We start from the raw sequence: 18,143 nt of genomic DNA on the forward strand, positions 1-18,143 counted from the left end.
CACGTTAGCCGGACCCGGGCGTTACGGCCACCCCGTGCGCAAGGATGGAGCCATGAATGCCATCATCTCCGCCTCCGAGCTGGCGCAAGAGCTGGCGAGTGGTCACCCGCCGGTGCTGCTCGACGTCCGCTGGCAGTTGACCACGGCCAAGAGCGCCGCCCCCTTCGACGGCAGGGCCGTATACGAGGCCGGGCACATCCCCGGGGCGGTCTTCGTCGATCTCGACACCGAGCTGGCGGGACCGCCCGGCAAGGGCGGGCGCCATCCGCTGCCCGACGTGGCCGAGTTCGGTGCGGTGATGCGCCGGGCGGGCGTCTCGGCCGACACCCCAGTCGTCGCGTACGACGGCGGGCAGGGCTGGGCTGCGTCGCGCGCGTGGTGGCTGCTGCGCTGGACCGGCCATCCTTCGGTGCGGGTCCTCGACGGCGGACTCGCCGCATGGGAAGGGCCGCTCGAGACCGGGACTACTCAGTCGGAGCCGGGGACGTTCGAGCCCGTGCCCGGCGCGATGGGTTTGCTCGACGCGGAGGGCGCCGCCGCGCTGGCCCGTACGGGCTTGCTCCTGGACGCCCGCGCCGCCGAGCGCTACCGCGGTGACGTCGAGCCGATCGACCCGGTCGGCGGTCATATCCCCGGCGCCGTCTCCGCGCCGACCACGGAGAACGTCGCGGAGGACGGGCGCCTGCTGCCGGCCGAGGAGCTGGCCGCCCGCTTCAAGTCCCGGGGCGCCTCCGGGACTTCCGACGTCGGCGTGTACTGCGGCTCCGGTGTCTCGGCGGCCCATGAGGTACTGGCCCTGGCAGTCGCCGGAATCCCGGCCTCGCTGTATGCGGGCTCCTGGTCGGAGTGGTCGTCGGATGCGTCACGACCGGTGGCGACGGGGCCGGAGACGGGCTGACACAGGCTCTACGCCGAAGCTGTTGCCCAGCTGGGCAGTACGCGGAGGGCCCGTCCCGGCGTGTGCCTGGCGCGTGCGGCGACGGGCATGAGCGCTGGGAGAGCCGCGTTCGCCTGGCGCGTGCCGCGATGGGCATGAGCGCTGGGAGAGCCGCGTTCGCCTGGCGCGTGCCGCGATGGGTATGGGCGCCGGGTGCCGCGCGTTCGCCTGGCGCGCCGCGATGGGCATGAGCGCCGGGGGACCCGCGTAATGCCCGGGGGCCTGCCCCGAGGGGCATGTACGCCGAGGGGACCCGCACCTGCCCGGTACGGGTCCCTCGGCGTGACGACGACGGGAGCGACGTCGGCGTACGCCGACGCTGCGCTGCTCCGGGCCGCCTACTCCTGCTTCTTCCTTCTCGTACCGAACACGATCTCGTCCCAACTCGGGACCGCCGCGCGGCGGCCCGGCCGGACGCCGTCCGCCTCGGCCTGGCGGTCGGTGGCGCCGACGAGACGGTCGCGGTGGCTGGTCACCGAGCGCGGCATGAGCACGTCCGCATAGGCGGAACCGGCCGATCCAGCCGAGGCCGCGGGTGCCGGCGGCTCCTCCGCCTCGGGCTCCTGCGCGGGCTCCTCGGTGGGATGCTCGGGTGCCGTCGAGGGACGTTCCGGCACGACCATGTCGCCACGGAAGCTAGGCACCGCCTCGAGCAGGCTGGTCAGCGAGTCGCGGCCCTGGTCGCCGCTGAGGCTCTCCTGGGGCGGTTCGGGCGCCTGCGACGGCAGGGTCGGCCTCTCCAGGGCGCGGTCCAACGGCCGGTCGCGCGGCAGCCGGGCGATGCGCGGCACGAACGGAAAGCTGGGCTCCGGCGCGGCGAGGTCGTCGGACTCGCCGATCAGCGAGCGCGCCTCGTCGTCGACGGCCTGTACGAGCCGCCGCGGCGGGTCGTACGTCCAGCTCGCCGAGTGCGGTTCGCCCGCGACCCGGTAGACGAGCAGGACCTCCCAGGTGCCGTCGTCGCGGCGCCACGAGTCCCACTGGACGGTGTCCTTCTCGGCGCCGCGGAGCAACAGCCGCTCCTGGACGGCCTCGCCGAGCGGGGGGCCCGCGTTCTCACCGGGGCGCCGCACCGGGGTCTTGCGGGCCCGCTCGGCCATGAAGGCGCGCTCGGCCAGCACGGGACCCTCGAAGCGCCGGACGCGGTCGACGGGGATGCCGGCGAGCTGGGCGACTTCCTCCGCGGTGGCACCGGCACGTATCCGCGCCTGGATGTCGCGGGGGCGGAGATGGCTCTCCACCTCGATCTCGATCTGGCCGAGGCGGGGACGATCGCCGCGGACGGCGGCGCGCAGACGCTCGTCAATCGGAAGCGTGTACTCCGTGCTGTCCGCAGCCTTCAGCACCAGCCGTGTGCCGTCATTGGAGACGGCCACGACACGCAGTTCGGGCATGGGGACCTCCCGGGTGGTGCCTGCCGACGTCACGTGCGTCGCTGCTTCCGCTAGTCGAGTGTGGCCTGCCCGGGTGCAGCCTGCCACAACCTTGCCGAGTTGCCCGGCGTGTCGGGCGCGGGCCCTGGATCGCCGTTATGGCACGGTTATCTATTCGCAACGCTCAGTGACCAAATTGGTCACCCTGTGCAACGAGCCCCCTCCCGGCGGTCCTGGATGGACCCGGGCACCCTGGCGGGAGACCGGACCCAGGGCTCGCAACAGTACTCCATTCGGGCCACTCGGGTGGAGCGGCACGCCAGCCAACTTCTATCAGTGGGCGGTAGTTGGGCGCAGGATGGCGGGTTCGCGGGCGCTGCGCGTGGCGCACTTCACAAAGTCCCCGGAAATGGGCCTAATTGCTCAGTCGCCCAGGACCCGCCTCAGATAGTCGTTTCCGAAGCGCCGTTCGGGGTCCAGGCGGTCGCGCAGCGCTGTGAACTCCCCGAACCGCGGGTATGCCGCGGCGAAGTACTCGGCGTCACGGGTGTGGAGTTTGCCCCAGTGCGGCCGTCCGTCGTGCGCCGTGAAGATCCGCTCTGCGGCCGTGAAGTACGCCTGATAAGGCGTGCCTCTGTACATGTGTACGGCGATATAGGCGCTTTCGCGGCCCGACGCCGTGGAGAGCGCGATGTCGTCCGCGGGCGCCGTGCGTACCTCGACGGGAAAACTGATCCGCAGATCCGAGCGGTCGACCATGGCCTTCAGTTCACGGAGCGTCTCGACGAGGGCCTCGCGCGGGACGGCGTATTCCATCTCGACGAAGCGCACGCGGCGGGGACTTGTGAAGACCTTGTAGGGAATGTCCGTGTACGTCCGGGCGGACAGGGCGCGGCTGGAGATCTTCGCTACCGATGGGATGGTCGCGGGGGCGGCCCGCCCCAGCCAATTCACCGCCTGAAAGAGGCCGTTGGAGAGGAACTCGTCCTCGAACCAGCCGTTGAGCCGGCCGACCGGGGCGACCGGGCCGGCGCTGCGGTTGTTCCGCTTGGTGTTGCAGTTGCCGGTGTGCGGGAACCAGTAGAACTCGAAGTGCTCGTTCTCCGCGTGGAGTTCGTCGAAGCGGGACGTGACCTCGTCGAAGGCCATCGGCTCCTCGCGCGCGGTGAGCAGGAAGAGCGGCTCCACGGCGAAGGTGATCGCGCTGACGACGCCGAGCGCGCCCAGGCCTATTCGGGCCGCCGCGAACACGTCCGGATTCTCCGTCTCGGAGCAGCTCAGGACCGAGCCGTCGGCCGTCACCAGTTCGAGGGCGCGTATCTGTGCGGCGATCGAGGCCGACTCGCGGCCCGTGCCGTGGGTTCCCGTGCTGGTCGCGCCCGAGACGGTCTGCTCCATGATGTCGCCCATGTTCGTGAGCGACAGGCCCTCCCGGGCCAGGGCCGCGTTCAGCCGCTTCAGCGGAGTGCCCGCCTCCACGGTGACGGTGCCGGCCTCGCGGTCGATCCTGCGTATGCCGGTGAGCAGTTCGGGACGGATCAGCACGCCGTCGGTCGCGGCGGTCGCGGTGAAGGAGTGGCCGCTGCCGACCGCCTTCACCTTCAGGCCGTCCTCGGCGGCCTTGCGTATGGCGTCGGAGAGCTCCTCCACCGAGGCGGGAGTGGCCTCCCGTACCGGACGGGCGTTGACATTCCCCGCCCAGTTACGCCACGTGCCGCTCTTCCCGTTCGCCATGCCGCTGGGCCCCTCCCCGCACAGGCACCGGCTGACTGAGCCGGCGGTACCCCAGGAAACCGACCGCGGCCGCGACGGCTCCGGACACCGCCGGAACCCCGTACCCGGCGTCCGCACCGGCGGCGTCGATCACCCAGCCGGCCACGGAGGAGCCGAGCGCGACGCCGACCGCAAGCCCTGTGCTCACCCAGGTCATGCCCTCGGTCAGTTGTGCGCGTGGTACGTGCTGCTCGACGAGGGCCATCGTCGTGATCATCGTGGGTGCGATGGACAGGCCCGCGACAAACAGCGCCGCGGCCAGAAACGGCAAGTTCCCGACCAGTAGGAGGGGGATCATACTCACCGCCATCGCACATACGCCCAGCAGCCACCTCCTGGCCGGACGGCCGGCGAAGTGCAGCAGCCCGAAGACGGCTCCCGCGAGGCACGAGCCCGCCGCGTACACCGCGAGTACCAGGCTCGCCGCGGCCTTGTGGCCCTGTTCCTCCGCGAAGGCGACGGTCACCACGTCGACCGAGCCGAAGATCGCGCCGGTCGCGACGAACGTGGCGACAAGGACCTGGAGGCCCTTGGAGCGGAGGGCGGAGCCGCGGGTGTGGTGCTCGCGGGGATGCGGTGCGGGTTCGGTGGCGCGCTGGGCCGTCAGCCAGAAGACGCCGGCGGCGAGGAACGCGGCGGCAAGGAGGGGCCCCGCCTCCGGGAACCACACCGTGGACAGCCCGATCGAGATGATCGGCCCGAAGATGAAGCAGATCTCGTCCACCACCGACTCGAACGAGTACGCGGTGTGGAGCTGCGGAGTGCCCGCGTAGAGGGCCGCCCAGCGCGCCCGGATCATCGATCCGACGCTCGGTACGCACCCGATGCCGGCCGCGAAGGCGAACAGCAGCCAGTCCGGGAGTTCGAAGTGGGCGGAGAGCAGCAGTCCGGCCGATGCGGCCAGCGCCACCAGCGTCGCGGGCCGCAGCACCCGGCGCTGCCCGTGCCGGTCGACGAGCCGGGATATCTGCGGGCCGATCACGGCGGCCGACAGCGCGATGGTCGCCGACAGCGCGCCCGCGAGGCCGTACCGCCCGGTGAGCTGCGAGATCATCGTCACGACGCCGATGCCCATCATCGACAGCGGCATCCGTCCGAGGAGGCCTGCGGCCGAGAACCCCTTGGTGCCGGGGGCGGCGAAGAGAGCGCGGTAGGGGCTGGGCAACGAGGACTCCGGCGGGCATCGGTAAGGCGCATAACTGGCTGATACAGATTACGCGTGCGATGACGGTGCAGTAGCGGGGCTGTGTGCCGCTGTGCCCGCCGTTCACAAGCCCGTTTTCCGGCTGTCAGTGGCGGGTGGCAGGATCGGAGGCATGTCACGAGTGCTGGATCCCGCCCCTTATGACGCCCTGCTGCTGCTGTCGTTCGGCGGCCCCGAGGGCCCCGACGACGTCGTCCCGTTCCTGGAGAACGTGACGCGCGGCCGCGGCATCCCCAAGGAGCGCCTGAAGGAGGTCGGGCAGCACTACTTCCTGTTCGGCGGGGTCAGCCCGATCAACGACCAGAACCGCGCCCTGCTCGACGCCCTGCGCAAGGACTTCGCCGACCACGGCCTGGACCTACCGGTGTACTGGGGCAACCGCAACTGGGCGCCGTATCTGACCGACACCCTGCGCGAGATGGTCGCCGACGGCCGCCGCCGCATCCTCGTCCTGGCGACCAGCGCCTATGCGTCGTACTCGGGCTGCCGCCAGTACCGCGAGAACCTCGCCGACGCCCTCGCCACCCTGGAGGCGGAGGGCCTGGAGCTGCCGAAGATCGACAAGCTGCGGCACTACTTCAACCACCCCGGGTTCGTGCAGCCCATGGTCGAGGGCGTCCTGAGGTCCCTCGCAGAGCTGCCCGAGGACGTGCGCGACGGGGCGCACATCGCCTTCACGACGCACTCCATCCCGAACTCGGCCGCGGACGCCTCCGGGCCCGTCGAGGACCATGGCGACGGCGGTGCGTACGTCAGGCAGCACCTGGACGTCGCCCGGCTGATCGCGGACGCGGTGCGCGAGGAGACCGGCATCGACCACCCCTGGCAGCTCGTCTACCAGTCGCGTTCCGGCGCCCCGCACATCCCCTGGCTGGAACCGGACATCTGCGACCACCTGGAGGAGCTGCACGGGGCGGGGACCCCGGCCGTCGTGATGGCCCCCATCGGGTTCGTCTCCGACCACATGGAGGTCATGTACGACCTTGACACCGAGGCCAAGGCCAAGGCCGAGGAGCTGGGCCTGCCGGTCCGCCGCTCCGCCACCGTCGGAGCGGACCCGCGGTTCGCGGCCGCGGTGCGTGAGCTCGTCCTGGAACGCGCCGCCGTCGAGAGCGGGCGCTCCGTGGAGCGCTGCGCCCTCGGTGCGCTGGGCCCGAGCCACGACCTGTGCCCGGTGGGCTGCTGCCCGGCCCGCGCGCCGAAGCCCGCGGCCGCGGGCGCCGACAGCCCGTACGCGTGACAGACCGGCTGGTGCAAGCCCAGTGATGACGACCCAGACCGTGGATACGCCCGCGCATACGCCGGTGACGACCCAGCTCAAGGAGATCCGTTGACCGACCAGCTGAAGGCCGAACTGCTGGAGCTCGCGCTGGAGGCCGCCCTACGGGCCGGCGAGCTCCTGCGTGACGGACGCCCCGCGGACCTCGGTGTCGCCGCCACCAAGTCCAGTGCCGTCGACGTGGTCACCGAGATGGACATCGCGTCCGAGAAGCTGATCGCGGGCCTGCTGACCGACCGCCGTCCTGACGACGGCGTGCTCGGTGAGGAGGGCGCCAGCATCGAGGGCACCAGCGGTGTTCAGTGGGTCATCGACCCCCTCGACGGAACCGTCAACTATCTCTACGGGCTGCCGAGTTGGGCGGTGTCGATCGCCGCGTGCAAGGACGGCGAGACGCTCGTCGGCGTCGTGCACGCCCCTATGCGCGGCGAGACCTGCCGGGCGGTGCTGGGCGAGGGCGCGTACCTCAACGACAGTCCCGTGCACGTGCGGCCCGCCCCCGCCCTCGAGCTCGCCCTGGTCGGCACGGGCTTCGGCTACCGCGTCGAGCGCCGCACCCAGCAGGCCGAGGTGGTCCGGCAGCTCATCCCGCAGGTGCGGGACATACGCCGGGGCGGCTCGGCGGCGATCGACCTGTGCGACGTCGCGGCGGGCCGGCTCGACGCGTACTACGAGCGCGGGCTCAACCCCTGGGACTACGCGGCCGGCGAGCTGATCGCCCGCGAGGCCGGCGCCCTCACCGGCGGCCGCCCCGGCGACGCTCCCTCGACCGACCTCACGATCGCGGCCCCACCCGGCCTTTTCGAGCTGCTCCAGGGCCGCCTGGACGAACTGGGCGCCTGGCACGACTGAGCCGGGCTCAGCGCCGCGGGGCGCTGGTTCGCAGGTTTGCCGCCTGCGTGGCGGGGGCTCAGGCGTGTGCGGCTGCGGGTCCGCTCCGGTTCGCCACCTGTCGGTGGGTGGGTCGGGGACGCGGCGGGATGTACGTCCTCGGTCTGGCGCCGAACCGTACGTCGTCGGTCGAGCCCCGGGATGTGCGCCAGCCGCTGCGGGCGCACATCCCGCAGGGGGAGGGTGGGCACAACCCACGACGGCGGTCGCTCCCCGTACGCGAGAGGGCCCCGGCAGCAACTGCCGGGGCCCTCTCCTGCGAGCGGTTCAGGCGCGTGAGGCGCCGACCTCCACGCCGTGCTCGGCGGCCAGGCGGCGCAGGTCGTCCAGCTCGCCCTGCTCGACCTCCGCAAGGAAGTCGTCGCCCGTCTCGCGAGCCCGGGTCAGATCGGACTCGGTCGCCCTTATGCGCTGCAGAAGTCCCGTGGTGAAAGCGTCCATGCTGCGCCCCTCGTCCTGGGTCGTGGGTCGGTGGCACGGGGGTGTGCCCTTGGAAGGGGCGATCACGTCTCTTTGTCGCTCTGCGGAAAGCGATCGGTGGCACGCCACATGCAAAGAGTGATCGCGGGTGTGAGGTCGTCCTACCCCCCGCGGACTTCCGGGGAAACCTCCGTCACGCGAAAAAATTCGCGCATTCCTGTGAGCACACCCGTCTTACAGCCGGTTTACGGCCTAAAGAGGCAGGATGGAGGCCTCATCCCACGACGGACCGTGCCCGCGTGCGCCCTTGGGCCTTGCGGGTGACACAGGAAGGACAAGCGACGTGCGCGTACTCGTCGTCGAGGACGAGCAACTGCTCGCCGATGCGGTGGCCACCGGACTGCGCCGGGAGGCCATGGCCGTCGACGTCGTGTACGACGGTGCGGCCGCCCTGGAGCGCATCGGAGTCAACGACTATGACGTGGTCGTCCTCGACCGCGACCTGCCGCTCGTCCACGGCGACGACGTGTGCCGCAAGATCGTCGAGCTCGGCATCCCGACCCGCGTCCTGATGCTCACGGCCTCCGGCGACGTCAGCGACCGCGTAGAGGGCCTGGAGATCGGCGCGGACGACTATCTGCCCAAGCCGTTCGCGTTCAGTGAGCTCACCGCGCGTGTGCGTGCCCTCGGACGTCGTACGAGCGTCCCGCTGCCGCCCGTCCTGGAGCGCGCCGGCATCAAGCTCGACCCCAACCGCCGCGAGGTCTTCCGCGACGGCAAGGAGGTCCAGCTGGCGCCCAAGGAGTTCGCGGTGCTGGAGGTGCTGATGCGCAGCGAGGGCGCGGTCGTCTCCGCCGAACAGCTGCTGGAGAAGGCGTGGGACGAGAACACCGACCCCTTCACCAACGTCGTGCGGGTCACCGTGATGACGCTGCGCCGAAAGCTCGGCGAGCCCGCCGTCATCGTCACCGTCCCCGGCTCCGGTTACCGGATCTGATGCCTTCCATGGCCACTACGCCTGCGCCGCCCGCGGCGCCACCGAAGCCCACCTGGGACCCCCGACGTCCCGAAACCCCCTTCCCGTGGCTGCGCCCGACCATCCGTATACGGCTCACGCTGCTCTACGGCGGGATGTTCCTGATCGCCGGCATCCTGCTGCTGTCGATCATCTATCTGCTCGCGGCCCAGGCGCTGAACGTCGGCAACGAACCTACGTTCAAGATCATTTCCGGTGACAACATCAAGGTCTCGAGCCAGTTGTGTCCTGAGGTGGCCGGCGTCAAGCTGACGCTGGACGATTTCAACTCCGCGATCGGCGAGTGCATCGACCACCAGCGCCAGGTCGCCCTGGACAACCTCCTCAGCCGCTCGCTGCTCGCGCTGCTCGGTCTCGCCGTGATCGCCTTCGCCTTCGGGTACGCGATGGCGGGCCGCGTGCTCTCGCCGCTCGGCCGGATCACCCGTACCGCCCGTCAGGTGGCAGGCTCCGACCTGTCCCGTCGGATCGAGCTGGACGGTCCGGACGACGAGCTGAAGGAGCTCGCTGACACCTTCGACGACATGCTGGAGCGCCTGGAGCGGGCCTTCAGCGCGCAGCAGCGCTTCGTCGGCAACGCGTCGCACGAGCTGCGCACGCCGCTGGCGATCAACCGCACCCTGCTCGAGGTGCAGCTCTCCGATCCGAGCGCGCCGCCGGAGCTGCAGCAGCTCGGCAAGACGCTGCTGGCGACGAACGAGCGCAGCGAGCAGCTCGTGGAGGGCCTGCTACTGCTGGCCCGCAGCGACAACCAGATCGTGGAGCGCAAGCCGGTCGACCTCGCCGAGGTCGCGTCGCGCGCCATAGAGCAGGTGCGGGAGGAGGCCGCCGCGGGAGGGGTCGAGATCCGCGGAGAACGCGCACCGGCCGTCGTCCAGGGCAACGGCGTCCTGCTGGAGCGGATCGCGCTCAACCTCGTCCAGAACGCCGTGCGCTACAACGTCCCCGAGGACGGCTGGGTCGAGGTCACGACGGAGGCGCAGCACGGCCAGGCGGTCCTCGTGGTCTCCAACACGGGCCCGGTCGTGCCCGCGTACGAGATCGACAACCTCTTCGAGCCGTTCCGGCGGCTGCGTACGGAGCGGACGGGCAGCGACAAGGGTGTGGGGCTCGGCCTGTCGATCGCGCGGTCGGTGGCGCGCGCCCACGGCGGCCGCATCATCGCGGAGCCCCGCGAGGGAGGTGGGCTCGTGATGAGGGTCACGCTCCCCGCCTGAGAGGTTCCGAAGGGCCCGCGAGTGCCGCCGCGACACGCGGAATGAACGCGCCGTGGCGACACGCCGGGGCCTGTTCGCTTTGCGCGGAATTTTCGGGACCTGAATCCATGCGGATCGTGTGTGATCGATCACAGGAGCAGATTTCCGGCCATATACTCTCCGTGATCAAGAATTCGGTCGGAAAGCCGCTTACGTGCGGGTTTTCGGAGGTCCTGATCACGGGAAGTACACGGGGTGGTGCCCGTGAAGTGCGACATTCGGACCGTGTACGGTCACCATCGCCATCCAAGCCGATCACTCGTGCGGAGTCCGGTTGGGTGTCGATTGAGTAACAGACCTTGATGTGAGGCAAAATCTCCGCCTCGGGTCGGGCACAAGTCCGGCCTCTCACGCGTTAGTGCGCTGGAGACACCACAGACACCCAGAGGGGGAGAGCGAAATGGCAACGGATTACGACACCCCACGCAAGACCGACGACGACGTCGACTCCGACAGCCTTGAAGAGCTGAAGGCCCGGAGGAACGACAAGTCGACATCGGCGGTCGACGTAGACGAGTTCGAGGCCGCTGAAGGCCTCGAGCTGCCCGGAGCGGACCTCTCGAACGAGGAGTTGGCCGTCCGGGTCCTGCCGAAGCAGCAGGACGAGTTCACCTGCATGAGCTGCTTCCTGGTCCACCACCGCAGCCAGCTGGCGCGCGAGAAGAACGGCCAGCCGATCTGCCGCGACTGCGACTGAGCAGGCTCGGCCGTGACAGGCTCGACCCCGCCCTGGAAGCGCCGCTTCCGCCCTGCGGAAGCGGATGGTGGCCCGTCTGACGGCGTGCGTGACGACGAGCGAGGCCGCGAGGCCTCGGCCTCGCTCGAAGCGCGCCACGCCGACGGCTCGACGGGCGCCCTGGAGAGGGCCGACGACGTCTCGGCGGCGGAAGTTGAGGCGTCCCTGGCCAGGCGCCGCGCGACCGCCGTCACGGGCGGCGTCAAGCTGGGCATACGGAAGGGCGGTGCCCTGGCCAAGGCCGGCCTGGGCCATCTCGCGGACCGGATCATCGACATCGCCCCGCGCGTGCCGGTGCGCGACCTTGCGACTCTCCGGAAGCAGTTCCCCGGTCTGACCCCCGAGGAGCTCGCGGACAAGCTGGTCGCCGGAGCGTCCAAGGCGTCCTCCACCGTGGGTGCGGGAGTCGGTGCGGCGGCGATGCTGCCCGTACCACCCGCGATGCCCACGGAGCTGGCAGCCGAGATCACCGGCGTCGCGGCGATCGAACTGAAGCTGATCGCCGAGCTGTACGAGGTGTACGGCGTGCGCCCGCCCGGCAACCTCAGGGAGCGCAGCGCCGCGTATCTGACGTCGTGGACGGAGGAGCGCGACGTCGACGTGAAGAAGCCGGCGACGCTCAGTGCCGCCTTCGGCGGCCCCATGAAACTCCAGCTGCGCCAGCAGATCATGAAGCGGATGGTCAGAAACCTTCCGAGCCTGATGCCGTTCATGGTCGGCGCGGCCGTCGGGGCGCTCATGAACCGCCGTGGCACCAGAAGGCTGGCCGACCACATCCGCAGCGACCTCCGTAAGCGTCAGGTGCCCTGGGAGGAGCTCTCGCAGCTGCCGCCGCTGGAGAAGCCGGCCGATGCCATCAAGTTGGGTGAGCTTCCGGAGCAGCTCGACCATTGAGGACCCTGCGGGCCCGCGCGCGGGCGAGGGCCGCGCAGTCCCCTGGCCACCGCACCGGCACCCGCTGACGCGGTGCCGCGCCCTGGTGCCCGTCCCTCCCCTCCCGGCGACGCCGGGATTCGCGCACAGAGCCGCCGACATGCTCCTACGCAGACGCGCGCGGAGCTGCTACTGCCACCTCGTTACGACGCGCCGTCCATGTGCGGAGCCGCCACCTTTCGACGACGCGAGATCCGCGCGCAGAGCGCCCGCACGCGACGTGGGGGCGCGGGCCCGGCCGGACGCGCCGCGAGGCTGCCTCGCAGCACGGTGTGGGGCGCGCGGAGCCGCCCAGGCGCTTCGGGTCGCATGCGCAGAGCCGCCACTCTTCGACGACGCGGATCCGAGGGCAGGGTTGCGACGCGGGGCGCGTGGAGGCGTCGAAGCGATTCGGGCTGAACGCGCGGACGCCAGCGTGCAGAGGTGCTGTCTCGCAGTGGCGCGGGGCTCGCGGGCCGCGCCGCTGCGTTACGACGAGGTCGGGGGCGCGGGCGGCGCTGCTTCCGGCCATAGACCGCGGCTCACGCGTGGAGTCGTCGCCTTGCGATGACGCGGTTGGGGGCGCGTGGAGCGGCCGAAGCGATTCGGGTCGAACGCGTGGAGTCGTCGCCTTGCGGCCACGCGGGTCGTGCCGCACGTGTCCGCTGCCGCGCAGTAACGAAGGGGTCGCCGACAGTGCTGCCACCCGGCTGCGGGGCCGGCTTACGAGGCTCGTACCGCCGCCAGGGCCGATGCCAGGCGCTTCGGGTGGCGGGTCGACAGGTACAGGTACGGCGTCGGGTCCTCGGGGTCGGTGACCTCGACGCGGAGGGCGGTCGGGATGTAGCTGCGCAGGAGCATGAAGGCGCGGACGTCGGCCTTGTGGGTCCGCCAGGCCCGGGCCTCGGACTCGTCCAGGATCTCCGTCCCGCCCAGGGCCGACACGGGGATCTTCGCGTCCCCGGCGACCAGCAGGCCCCCGACCACCCGGATGCGGACGGAGCCGTACGAGCTCACCACCACCGCGGCGACCGCCGTCCCGCCGACGAGCCCGCCCAGCAGCGGCAGCGTGCCGAACGGGAGCAGGATGAGCGCCATCGCGATCCCGACCAGGACGGAGACGACCCACCAGGAACGGGGTGCGGTCAGGCGTTCTTCGTAAGGCGATGCGGCAGATGCGGAATGCTCCATGCGGTCAAGCTTGGCACGGTGACGGAGGCGGACCGAGGCCAGGGCGGGGCGGTCGGGGCGGGATACTCCGGGTAAGGTCTGCGCCTGTGAGTGGTAGTGGTACATCTGCAGGCCTGACGCCCCCGGCCGACGCCGTGGCGCCCGTGCGGCACCCCGACGCGCCGGCTCCCGGAGAGCTGCTCGGGGCGCACTACGGACAGTGTTTCGGCTGTGGCGGCGAGCAGCCGCACGGACTGCAGCTGGAGGCCCGCGCGGGCGACGGCGTGAGCGTCACCGCCGAGTTCACCGTACGGACCGCCCACCAGGGCGCTCCGGGCCTCGCACACGGCGGTGTGCTGGCCACCGCGCTGGACGAGACGCTGGGCTCGCTGAACTGGCTGCTGCGCGTCATCTCCGTGACGGGCAGGCTGGAGACCGACTTCCTGCTCCCCGTGCCCGTCGACACGGTGCTGTATCTGGAGGCCGAGGTCACCGCCCTGGCCGGCCGGAAGATCTACTCCACGGCCATCGGCCGGATCGGCGGCCCCGACGGGCCGGTCGCGGTCCGCGCCGATGCCGTCTTCATCGAGGTCAAGGTCGACCACTTCATCGAGAACGGCCGCCCCGAGGAGATCCAGGCCGCCATGAACGACCCGGACCAGGTCCGCCGCGTCCGCGCCTTCGAGGTGAACCCGTGACCCCTCCCGCCCGCGAGCCGCTCGTCGTACAGATCCGGCGTATCGACCCGGACGTTCCGCTTCCCGAGTACGCACACCCGGGTGACGCCGGGGCCGATCTGCGGACCACCGAGCCGTGCGAACTCGCCCCCGGCGAGCGGGCCGTCCTGCCCACCGGAGTGGCGGTGGCGCTCCCCGAGGGGTACGCCGCCTTCGTGCACCCGCGGTCCGGTCTTGCCGCCCGCCTCGGTGTGGCGCTGGTGAATGCCCCAGGGACGGTGGATGCCGGGTACCGTGGGGAGATCAAGGTGATCGTGGTAAACCTCGACCCGCGCGAGTCCGTGCGGTTCGAGCGCTTCGACCGGGTTGCCCAACTGGTCGTCCAGCAGGTCGAGAAGGTGCGCTTCCACGAGGTGGCGGATCTTCCCGATTCGGCGCGGGCCGAAGGGGGCTTCGGGTCCACCGGCGGTCACGCCGGCGTGGGCGGCGCTGATGGGCACGTGGGCGGGAATCGATACGCTTCGGTCGTATCCGACCGGGAAGGACAGTGACGTGTTCGGACGTCGCAAGAAGAGGGGTTCCGCCGAGGACGCGGCGGACGCGGCGAGCGAGGCCGAGCAGGTCGTCGACGTCGACGCGGCGGACGAGGCGGAGGCGGAGCGCGTTCGGCTCGAGCCCGAGCCGCGCCCCGATGGCCCCTGGGACAGCTCCGAGGTTCGGGATCCGGCCGAGGGCCGCGTGGACCTCGGCGGCCTCTTCATCCCGGGCGTCGAGGGCATGGAGCTGCGTGTGGAGGTCGCGGGCGACGCGATCGTCGCCGCGACCGTGGTGCTGCAGGACAGCGCCATCCAGCTGCAGGCTTTCGCAGCCCCCAAGCGCGAGGGCATCTGGCGCGAGGTCCGTGAGGAGATCGCTTCCGGCATCACCAAGCAGGGCGGCGTGATCGACGAGATCGAGGGTCCCCTCGGCTGGGAGCTGCGTGCTCAGGTGCCGGTGCAGCTGCCGGACGGCACGGGCGGTTTCCAGGTGGTCCGGTTCGTCGGTGTGGACGGGCCCCGCTGGTTCCTGCGCGGAGTGATCTCCGGGCAGGGCGCGGTGCAGCCGCAGAGGGCCGGTCTGCTGGAGCAGATCTTCCGGGACACCGTGGTCGTCCGCGGGGAGGGCCCCATGGCGCCCCGCGACCCGATCGTCCTGAAGCTGCCGGACGACGCACAGATGGTGCCCGAAGGAGTTCAGCAGGAGGAGCAGAGCGGCTCCCGCTTCTCCGGCGGCATGGGCCAGCTCTCGCGCGGGCCCGAGATCACCGAGGTGCGGTGACGCTTCGCACCGGCGTTTAAAAGCGCTCGGCCGATGGGCCGCGCCCCTGCACCGGGGTGCGGCCCATCGACGTTCCGACGCGAGAACGCATCCGCTGTCGCGGGCTTACGGCTGCCCGGGCCGCAGTGGGCTGGTGTGCGCGCCGTCTCGTACGGGGTCGAGGAGCTTGGGGCTGCTGACGGCTGGTTGGTTTCCCCCTTTGGCGTGCGCGACCACGTCCTGGGCAGTTTCGGCCCGCCGCTTCCCGGTCGGACCGGCACTCGCGATGGCCCCGTCCGGGCCCACATTGCTGGCGGGCGCGAGGCGTGATGCCCGCGGTCCCGCATCAGAGTTGCGTCAAAGACCGCCCCTGACCGGCTGTTCCGGCCCGTAGACCGCGATTCCCGGCGGTACCGTCGGGTCGAGGCTGACTGGCACGTTCCCGGGCGCTGACCGGGCGGTACTCGGCCGTCACGGGAAGACAATGGGGCCATGGGACGCGGCAAGCTTCGGATATACCTCGGTGCGGCGCCTGGCGTGGGCAAGACGTACGCCATGCTGTCCGAGGCGCACCGTCGCGTGGAACGGGGCACCGACTGCGTGGTCGCCTTCGTGGAGCACTACGGCCGGCCGCGCACCGAGGTGATGCTGCACGGCCTGGAGCAGATCCCGCGCAAGGAGCTCGCGTACCGCGACACGACCTTCACCGAGATGGACGTGGACGCCGTCCTGGAGCGCGCCCCGGCCGTCGCCCTGGTGGACGAGCTGGCCCACACGAACGTGCCCGGCTCGCGCAACGACAAGCGCTGGCAGGACGTGGAGGAGCTGCTCGCCGCGGGCATCGACGTCGTCTCCACCGTCAACATCCAGCACCTCGAGTCACTGGGTGACGTCGTCGAGTCGATAACCGGCGTACGGCAGCGCGAGACCGTGCCGGACGAGGTGGTGCGGAGGGCGGACCAGATAGAGCTGGTCGACATGTCGCCGCAGGCGCTGCGACGGCGTATGGCGCACGGCAACATCTACAAGCCGGACAAGGTCGACGCGGCCCTCTCGAACTACTTCCGCCCCGGCAACCTCACCGCCCTGCGCGAGCTGGCGCTGCTGTGGGTGGCGGACCGCGTCGACGAGTACCTGCAGGAGTACCGCAGCGAGCACCACGTCTCGAAGATATGGGGCTCCCGCGAGCGGATCGTGGTCGGTCTGACGGGGGGTCCGGAGGGCCGTACGCTCATCCGGCGCGCCGCCCGCCTGGCCGAGAAGGGCGCGGGCGGCGAGGTGCTCGCTGTCTACATCGCCCGCAGCGATGGGCTGACGTCCGCCTCGCCCAAGGAGCTGGCGGCCCAGCGCACCCTCGTCGAGGACCTCGGTGGCACGTTCCACCACGTCATCGGCGACGACATCCCGGCGGCGCTGCTGGAGTTCGCCCGCGGCGTCAACGCCACCCAGATCGTCCTCGGCTCCTCGCGCCGCAAGGCGTGGCAGTACGTCTTCGGGCCCGGTGTCGGCGCTCTCGTCGCCCGTGAGTCGGGTCCCGACCTTGACGTGCACATCGTCACGCACGACGAGGTCGCCAAGGGGCGCGGGCTGCCGGTGGCGCGAGGGGCGCGCCTGGGCCGGTCCCGGATCATCTGGGGCTGGCTGGTGGGCGTGGCCGGACCCGTACTGCTGACGCTGCTGCTCACCCATGTCGACGCGGAGCTCGGGCTCGCCAACGACATGCTGCTGTTCCTGGCGCTCACGGTGGCCGCCGCGCTGCTCGGCGGGCTGTTCCCCGCGCTGGCTTCGGCAGCGGTCGGCTCCTTCCTGCTGAACTGGTTCTTCACGCCGCCGCTGCACCGCCTCACGATCGCCGACCCGAGGAACATCGTCGCCATCGGCGTCTTCTTCGCAGTGGCCGTCGCGGTCGCCTCCGTCGTGGATCTGGCGGCCCGCCGTACCCATCAGGCGGCGCGGCTGCGGGCGGAGTCGGAGATCCTTTCGTTCCTGGCGGGCAGTGTGCTGCGCGGGGAGACGACGCTGGACGCGCTCCTCGAGCGGGTGCGCGAGACGTTCGGCATGGAGTCGGTGGCGCTGCTGGAGCGGGAGAGCGACGTCGCGCCGTGGACCTGCGCCGGCGGTGTGGGCCCGCGGTCGCTGGTCGAGCGGCCGGAGGAGGCGGACGTGGACGTGCCGGTCGGCGACCACATGGCGCTGGCGCTGTCCGGGCGCGTCCTGCCGGCCGAGGACCGCCGGGTACTGGCTGCGTTCGCCGCACAGGCCGCGGTGATGCTGGACAGGCAGCGACTCGAGTCCGAGGCCGAGCAGGCCCGGGCGCTCGCCGAGGGCAACCGCATCCGCACCGCGCTGCTGGCCGCCGTCAGCCACGACCTGCGCACCCCGCTCGCCGCCATCAAGGCCGCCGTCACCTCGCTCCGCTCCGACGACGTGGCATGGTCCGACGAGGACCAGGCGGAGCTGCTCGAGGGCATCGAGGAGGGTGCCGACCGGCTCGACCACCTGGTGGGCAATCTGCTGGACATGTCCCGGCTGCAGACCGGCACGGTCACCCCGCTGATCCGGGAGATCGACCTCGACGAGGTGGTGCCGATGGCGCTGGGCGGCGTGCCCGAGGACAGTGTGGACCTGGACATTCCGGAGACCCTGCCGATGGTGGCCGTCGACCCGGGTCTCCTGGAGCGCTCGGTCGCCAACATCGTCGAGAACGCCGTGAAGTACAGCTCGGGCCGGCAGCGGGTCCTGGTGGCGGCCAGTGCGCTCGGCGACCGCGTCGAGCTGCGCGTGGTGGACCGCGGCCCCGGCGTGCCCGACGAGGCGAAGGAACGCATCTTCGAGCCCTTCCAGCGCTACGGCGACGCACCGCGCGGCACCGGCGTCGGCCTCGGCCTGGCCGTCGCCCGCGGCTTCGCCGAGTCGATGGGCGGCACGCTCGAGGCCGAGGACACGCCCGGCGGCGGCCTCACCATGGTGCTCACCCTCCAGGCGGTCGCAGTCCGCCCGCAGTACGGTCCCTTCCTCCCCGCCGAGGCCGCCTCGTGACCCGGGCATGCGCGAGGAACGCGCCCCCCTGATCGCGTCAGCTCGACCGCATCGGTTCGATCACCGCCTCGCGGTGGGATCCGGCAGCGCGAAACGAACCCGTGCGGCAGTGTCCGGCCGTGCGGCAGGATCGAGCCGTGCGAC

The 18,143-nt window shown here is 71.2% G+C and carries 16 protein-coding genes; 11 read left to right on the forward strand and 5 right to left on the reverse strand.

Annotated elements, in window-relative coordinates:
- Positions 1-52 precede the first annotated feature (52 nt).
- Positions 53-898, forward strand: a complete 846-nt coding sequence (locus ABT009_RS27130) for a sulfurtransferase (RefSeq protein ID WP_351300152.1) — start codon at positions 53-55, stop codon at positions 896-898.
- 377 nt (positions 899-1,275) lie between these two features.
- Here the strand turns inward: ABT009_RS27130 and sepH are convergent, their stop codons facing one another.
- The 3 genes from sepH to ABT009_RS27145 all read right to left on the reverse strand — a co-directional run bounded on the left by sepH (position 1,276) and on the right by ABT009_RS27145 (position 5,248).
- Positions 1,276-2,331 (reverse strand): septation protein SepH, encoded by a 1,056-nt coding sequence (gene sepH, locus ABT009_RS27135; RefSeq protein ID WP_351300155.1) that lies wholly within the window; start codon positions 2,329-2,331, stop codon positions 1,276-1,278.
- A 402-nt stretch (positions 2,332-2,733) separates the two neighbouring features.
- Positions 2,734-4,044 (reverse strand): D-arabinono-1,4-lactone oxidase, encoded by a 1,311-nt coding sequence (locus ABT009_RS27140; RefSeq protein WP_351300158.1) that lies wholly within the window; start codon positions 4,042-4,044, stop codon positions 2,734-2,736.
- Positions 4,013-5,248, reverse strand: coding sequence for an MFS transporter (locus ABT009_RS27145; RefSeq protein WP_351300161.1), 1,236 nt, complete (start codon positions 5,246-5,248; stop codon positions 4,013-4,015). The genes ABT009_RS27140 and ABT009_RS27145 overlap by 32 nt, the downstream gene beginning before the upstream one ends.
- A 151-nt stretch (positions 5,249-5,399) precedes the next feature.
- Here ABT009_RS27145 and ABT009_RS27150 point away from each other — a divergent pair, with 151 nt between their 5' ends.
- Positions 5,400-6,527 (forward strand): ferrochelatase, encoded by a 1,128-nt coding sequence (locus ABT009_RS27150; protein WP_351300164.1) that lies wholly within the window; start codon positions 5,400-5,402, stop codon positions 6,525-6,527.
- Between the two features lie 90 nt (positions 6,528-6,617).
- Entirely contained in the window at positions 6,618-7,418 is an 801-nt protein-coding gene (locus ABT009_RS27155; RefSeq protein ID WP_351300167.1) for an inositol monophosphatase family protein, read from the forward strand.
- A gap of 306 nt (positions 7,419-7,724) precedes the next feature.
- Here ABT009_RS27155 and ABT009_RS27160 read toward each other — a convergent pair whose 3' ends face one another.
- Positions 7,725-7,898 (reverse strand): hypothetical protein, encoded by a 174-nt coding sequence (locus tag ABT009_RS27160; RefSeq protein WP_351300170.1) that lies wholly within the window; start codon positions 7,896-7,898, stop codon positions 7,725-7,727.
- Between the two features lie 322 nt (positions 7,899-8,220).
- On the opposite strand from ABT009_RS27160, the gene ABT009_RS27165 reads away from it, so the two are divergent.
- The 4 genes from ABT009_RS27165 (at position 8,221) to ABT009_RS27180 (ending at position 11,799) form a co-directional block, all read left to right on the forward strand.
- Positions 8,221-8,874: a response regulator transcription factor gene (locus ABT009_RS27165; RefSeq protein WP_351300173.1), complete on the forward strand. Its 654-nt coding sequence runs from the start codon at positions 8,221-8,223 to the stop codon at positions 8,872-8,874.
- 8 nt (positions 8,875-8,882) lie between these two features.
- Positions 8,883-10,130, forward strand: a complete 1,248-nt coding sequence (locus tag ABT009_RS27170) for a sensor histidine kinase (RefSeq protein WP_351300176.1) — start codon at positions 8,883-8,885, stop codon at positions 10,128-10,130.
- A 439-nt stretch (positions 10,131-10,569) separates the two neighbouring features.
- On the forward strand, positions 10,570-10,866 hold the full coding sequence (locus ABT009_RS27175) for a DUF4193 domain-containing protein (RefSeq protein WP_005481602.1): 297 nt from the start codon (positions 10,570-10,572) through the stop codon (positions 10,864-10,866).
- 12 nt (positions 10,867-10,878) lie between these two features.
- Entirely contained in the window at positions 10,879-11,799 is a 921-nt protein-coding gene (locus ABT009_RS27180; protein ID WP_351300179.1) for a hypothetical protein, read from the forward strand.
- A gap of 741 nt (positions 11,800-12,540) precedes the next feature.
- On the opposite strand, the gene ABT009_RS27185 is transcribed toward ABT009_RS27180, so the two are convergent.
- The gene (locus tag ABT009_RS27185) at positions 12,541-13,008 is read right to left on the reverse strand and encodes a DUF3093 domain-containing protein (RefSeq protein WP_351300182.1); all 468 of its coding nucleotides are present in this window, start codon (positions 13,006-13,008) and stop codon (positions 12,541-12,543) included.
- Positions 13,009-13,151: 143 nt separating this feature from the next.
- Here ABT009_RS27185 and ABT009_RS27190 point away from each other — a divergent pair, with 143 nt between their 5' ends.
- The 4 genes from ABT009_RS27190 to ABT009_RS27205 all read left to right on the forward strand — a co-directional run bounded on the left by ABT009_RS27190 (position 13,152) and on the right by ABT009_RS27205 (position 17,999).
- The gene (locus ABT009_RS27190) at positions 13,152-13,685 is read left to right on the forward strand and encodes a PaaI family thioesterase (protein ID WP_502989965.1); all 534 of its coding nucleotides are present in this window, start codon (positions 13,152-13,154) and stop codon (positions 13,683-13,685) included.
- The gene (gene dut / locus ABT009_RS27195) at positions 13,682-14,215 is read left to right on the forward strand and encodes a dUTP diphosphatase (protein WP_351300188.1); all 534 of its coding nucleotides are present in this window, start codon (positions 13,682-13,684) and stop codon (positions 14,213-14,215) included. The genes ABT009_RS27190 and dut overlap by 4 nt, the downstream gene beginning before the upstream one ends.
- A 1-nt stretch (position 14,216) precedes the next feature.
- The gene (locus ABT009_RS27200) at positions 14,217-14,981 is read left to right on the forward strand and encodes a DUF3710 domain-containing protein (protein WP_351300191.1); all 765 of its coding nucleotides are present in this window, start codon (positions 14,217-14,219) and stop codon (positions 14,979-14,981) included.
- Positions 14,982-15,452: 471 nt separating this feature from the next.
- Positions 15,453-17,999: a DUF4118 domain-containing protein gene (locus ABT009_RS27205; RefSeq protein WP_351300194.1), complete on the forward strand. Its 2,547-nt coding sequence runs from the start codon at positions 15,453-15,455 to the stop codon at positions 17,997-17,999.
- Positions 18,000-18,143 lie beyond the last annotated feature (144 nt).

It is taken from the genome of Streptomyces sp. NPDC002896, assembly GCF_040295225.1.
In the GTDB taxonomy this organism is placed as follows: Bacteria; Actinomycetota; Actinomycetes; order Streptomycetales; family Streptomycetaceae; genus Streptomyces.

Excerpts from the sequence above, each read along its gene's own strand:
- ABT009_RS27130 (WP_351300152.1), top strand. The coding sequence starts at position 53 with ATGAATGCCATCATCTCCGCCTCCGAGCTGGCGCAAGAGCTGGCGAGT.
- sepH (WP_351300155.1), bottom strand. The coding sequence starts at position 2,331 with ATGCCCGAACTGCGTGTCGTGGCCGTCTCCAATGACGGCACACGGCTG.
- ABT009_RS27140 (WP_351300158.1), bottom strand. The coding sequence starts at position 4,044 with ATGGCGAACGGGAAGAGCGGCACGTGGCGTAACTGGGCGGGGAATGTC.
- ABT009_RS27150 (WP_351300164.1), top strand. The coding sequence starts at position 5,400 with ATGTCACGAGTGCTGGATCCCGCCCCTTATGACGCCCTGCTGCTGCTG.
- ABT009_RS27160 (WP_351300170.1), bottom strand. The coding sequence starts at position 7,898 with ATGGACGCTTTCACCACGGGACTTCTGCAGCGCATAAGGGCGACCGAG.
- ABT009_RS27170 (WP_351300176.1), top strand. The coding sequence starts at position 8,883 with ATGGCCACTACGCCTGCGCCGCCCGCGGCGCCACCGAAGCCCACCTGG.
- ABT009_RS27175 (WP_005481602.1), top strand. The coding sequence starts at position 10,570 with ATGGCAACGGATTACGACACCCCACGCAAGACCGACGACGACGTCGAC.
- ABT009_RS27185 (WP_351300182.1), bottom strand. The coding sequence starts at position 13,008 with ATGGAGCATTCCGCATCTGCCGCATCGCCTTACGAAGAACGCCTGACC.
- ABT009_RS27205 (WP_351300194.1), top strand. The coding sequence starts at position 15,453 with ATGGGACGCGGCAAGCTTCGGATATACCTCGGTGCGGCGCCTGGCGTG.